The organism is Streptomyces sp. 13-12-16 (assembly GCF_002114215.1).
Lineage (GTDB): Bacteria > Actinomycetota > Actinomycetes > Streptomycetales > Streptomycetaceae > Streptomyces.
Map to the genome: position 1 here is coordinate 1 of NZ_NCTE01000335.1, position 3,723 is coordinate 3,723.

At 70.5% G+C, this 3,723-nt stretch carries 4 protein-coding genes; all 4 read left to right on the forward strand.

Annotated elements, in window-relative coordinates; genetic code table 11:
• Window positions 1-418 precede the first annotated feature (418 nt).
• The gene (locus B7767_RS14245; protein WP_085572513.1) at window positions 419-1,507 is read left to right on the forward strand and encodes an ABC transporter ATP-binding protein; all 1,089 of its coding nucleotides are present in this window, start codon (window positions 419-421) and stop codon (window positions 1,505-1,507) included.
• A gap of 182 nt (window positions 1,508-1,689) precedes the next feature.
• The gene (locus tag B7767_RS14250; RefSeq protein ID WP_085572514.1) at window positions 1,690-2,133 is read left to right on the forward strand and encodes a hypothetical protein; all 444 of its coding nucleotides are present in this window, start codon (window positions 1,690-1,692) and stop codon (window positions 2,131-2,133) included.
• Window positions 2,134-2,342: 209 nt separating this feature from the next.
• A complete protein-coding gene (locus B7767_RS14255) occupies window positions 2,343-3,074 on the forward strand; it encodes a nucleotidyltransferase family protein (RefSeq protein ID WP_085572515.1) in 732 nt (243 codons plus the stop codon).
• Between the two features lie 106 nt (window positions 3,075-3,180).
• A complete protein-coding gene (locus B7767_RS14260; RefSeq protein WP_085572516.1) occupies window positions 3,181-3,600 on the forward strand; it encodes a VOC family protein in 420 nt (139 codons plus the stop codon).
• Window positions 3,601-3,723 lie beyond the last annotated feature (123 nt).

The window sequence follows — 3,723 nt, forward strand, 5'->3', positions numbered from 1 at the left end:
ACCGGCGATCTGCTGCGGCTCGGCGTCGAGGCGGAGGTGCTCGGCCCGGCCGGACTGCGGGAGGCGGTCGCGTCGGCGGTGGCGGTGCTGGCGGACCGGTACGCGGCCGGGCGGTGATCCCGTGCACGGCCGGGTATCGCCGCGCACACGACCAGCCGGTGATCCCCGTACGCGGCCGGGTCCCACCCCATGTGCAGCCTGCCTGTGATCACTTACGCAACCGAACCGTCATCCCCGCGGTCGAAAGTTTCCGCGAAATTCACAGCCCTGGAACTACTGACAAGCAGGTGAACGCCAGGTACCGTCCTGTGCCAGTTCACTCGTGTGGACCAACACCACAACGGAACACCCGTCGTGGCATCACCTTCCTACTCGGATCGTCCGGCACGTTCCTGCCGGTAGAAGGGGACCATTCACCATGGCCACTGTCACGTTCGACAAGGCGACCCGGATCTACCCCGGTTCCACCAAGCCCGCCGTCGACGCCCTGGAGATCGACATCGCGGACGGCGAGTTCCTCGTCCTGGTCGGCCCGTCCGGTTGCGGCAAGTCCACCTCGCTCCGCATGCTCGCGGGGCTCGAGGACGTCAACGGCGGTGCCATCCGCATCGGTGACCGCGACGTCACGCACCTGCCGCCGAAGGACCGGGACATCGCCATGGTGTTCCAGAACTACGCGCTCTACCCGCACATGACGGTCGCCGACAACATGGGCTTCGCGCTCAAGATCGCCGGCGTCAACAAGACGGAGATCCGGCAGAAGGTCGAAGAGGCCGCGAAGATCCTCGACCTCACCGAGTACCTGGACCGCAAGCCGAAGGCGCTCTCCGGTGGTCAGCGTCAGCGTGTCGCGATGGGCCGCGCCATCGTGCGTGAGCCGCAGGTGTTCCTCATGGACGAGCCGCTGTCCAACCTGGACGCCAAGCTCCGTGTGTCCACCCGTACGCAGATCGCGTCGCTCCAGCGCCGTCTGGGCATCACCACCGTCTACGTCACCCACGACCAGGTCGAGGCCCTCACCATGGGCGACCGCGTCGCGGTCCTCAAGGACGGTCTGCTCCAGCAGGTCGACACCCCGCGCAACATGTACGACAAGCCCGCGAACCTCTTCGTCGCCGGCTTCATCGGCTCCCCGGCCATGAACCTGGTCGAGGTCCCGGTCACCGACGGCGGTGTGAAGTTCGGCAACTCGGTGGTGCCGGTGCAGCGTGACGCGCTCTCCGCGACCAGCGACAAGACCGTCACCGTGGGCGTCCGCCCCGAGCACTTCGACGTGGCCGGCGCCGACGCCGACAAGGGTCTCGCGGTCACCGTCAACGTCGTCGAGGAGCTGGGCTCCGACGCGTTCGTGTACGGCACCGCGCAGGTCGGCGGCGAGGCCAAGGACATCGTGGTCCGCGTCGGCGGCCGTGAGGTCCCGGAGAAGGGCAGCCAGCTGCACGTCGTGCCGCGCGCGGGTGAGACCCACGTGTTCTCGACGTCGAGCGGTGCGCGCCTGTCCGACTGACGTTGTTGTGCGAAGGGCCCCGCAGATCACTGCGGGGCCCTTCGCGTTGTCGACAAATACCCCGGCATACCGGGCCATTTCGACCCTGTACGTCAACACGTCGTCCGGAGTCCGGGGTTCCTTGTCCCCCGTAACGGTGACGGAATGTTTTCTTGTCGCTACCGGGCGCTACCCTCACACGCGTGAAGCACTCCACTAACCGTCAGACGCGTCGCGGCCGGGGTCCCGCCCGCCGGATCGGCCGCTCCCTCGCCTTCGTCCTGCCCGTCGTCCTGGTGCTCTCCGGGACTTTCGCGGTCGCGCGGGTCAACTGGTCGGGGGCCTCCTCGAGCCCCGTGCTCGCGGCCGCCTCCGACGCGTCCTCCCGTGCCGGCGCCCAGGCGCCGCAGCACGCGCTGCGGGACAGGCTGCTGGTCGAACTGCAGGAGGAGAACCCGGGCGTGGCGCTCACCCACCTCCAGCAGGCCGTGAACGACCGCCCGTCGCTGGCGAAGCACTGCGCGTCCATCGCCCGCGCCCTCGGCAAGGCGGCGGTCCGCGTCTACGGCCCCACCAAGGCCCAGTCCTACGCCCGCCCGGTCTGCGACACCTCCTTCGCCTCAGGCGTCACCACGGCCAACCGCTGACCCCGGCTGCCCCACTCCCGCGGGCAGCCGCGCCGCACGCCACCGTCCCCGCGGGCAGTCGTGCCGCAGGGCGGCACGGGTGGGCGCGACGGCACCCCGCAAGCGCCGGGCTGCGCAGACCCACCCCCCGGCCGGCACCAGCACGGGTCACCCCACAAAGCACCGGCACCCGCAAAAGCACCGACCGCCGCGCCGCGTAAAGTGCGGGCATGACCGATCCGCGAGCCGTCGCCCGCCCCGTACAAGCCGTAGTCCTGGCCGGAGGCCAGGGATCCCGGCTTCGGCCGTACACCGACGACCGCCCCAAGCCGATGGTCGAGATCCCCGGCACGGGAACCCCGATCATCGGCCACCAGCTCTCCTGGCTCGCCGAGGAGGGCGTGACGGACGTGGTGGTCTCCTGCGGCCACCTCGCCGAGGTCCTGCAGAAGTGGCTGGACACCGCCGACCTGCCCCTCTCCGTCACCACCGTCGTCGAGACGGAACCCCTCGGCCGCGGCGGCGGCCTGAAGTACGCCGCCGCCCGCCTCCCGCACCCGGACCGGCCCTGGTACGCCACCAACGGCGACATCTGGACCCGTTTCTCGCTGCGCGACATGGCCGACTTCCACACCGAGCGCGACGCCGTCGCGACCCTCGCCCTGGCCCGGCCGCGCATCCCGTGGGGCGCGGTGCGCACGGACGGCTTCGGGCACATCACCGACTTCATCGAGGCCCCGCCGTCGACCTTCGAGATCAACGCGGGCGTGTACGTCTTCTCCCCCGAGTTCGCCGGTCTGCTCCCGGAGCGCGGCGACCACGAGCGCACCACGTTCCCGCACCTCGCGCGCGAACGCCGTCTGGCCGGTTTCCCCATCCCCCAGGGCTCCTACTGGCGCGCGATCGACACCGCGAAGGACCTGACGGAGGCGGCGAAGGAGCTCTCGGCGCAGGGCCGCTGAGATCTTTTCCCTTCCGCCCGTCACATCGTCCTGCCGCCGTCCGTCAGTGAGGTGACACGACGTGGCGACCCGCCGCGTCGGACGGGTGGCAGGAAGGGAACGCACGATGCTGACCAGCGTCATGTACGTGACGATCAACGTGACCGACCAGGACCGGTCCCTGAGGTTCTACACGGACCAGCTCGGCCTGGAGAAGCGCGTGGACCATCAGGGCCCCGAGGGGCGCTTCCTCACGGTGGGCGTCCCGGGCAGTGCTCTGGAGTTCCTCCTGTGGCCGCGCCCGGCGGGCACGGGACAGCCGGACACGGGGCAGCCGGCCGCGGGCGAGACGGGTGGCAGGGCGCTCGGTTCGGTCTTCCTCGAATCGGACGACCTGCGGAAGGACTTCGCGGTGTGGCGCGACCGCGGTGTGACGTTCGACCAGCCCGAGCCGGAGGACTATCCGTTCGGGGTGCGCATCGAGGCCGTGGACCCGGACGGCAACCGGATCGCGCTGCGTCAGCGCGGCCGGGCGGGCGGGGCGTGACGGCCGTAGCCACCGCTTCCACGGCAGTGGGGTCCCGCACGCCGTCCGTGCGGGACCCCACTGCCGTGTGCGAGTCATCCCAGGAGGCCGCCCACGAGTCCCGGCCTCCCGGAGGAACCGCCG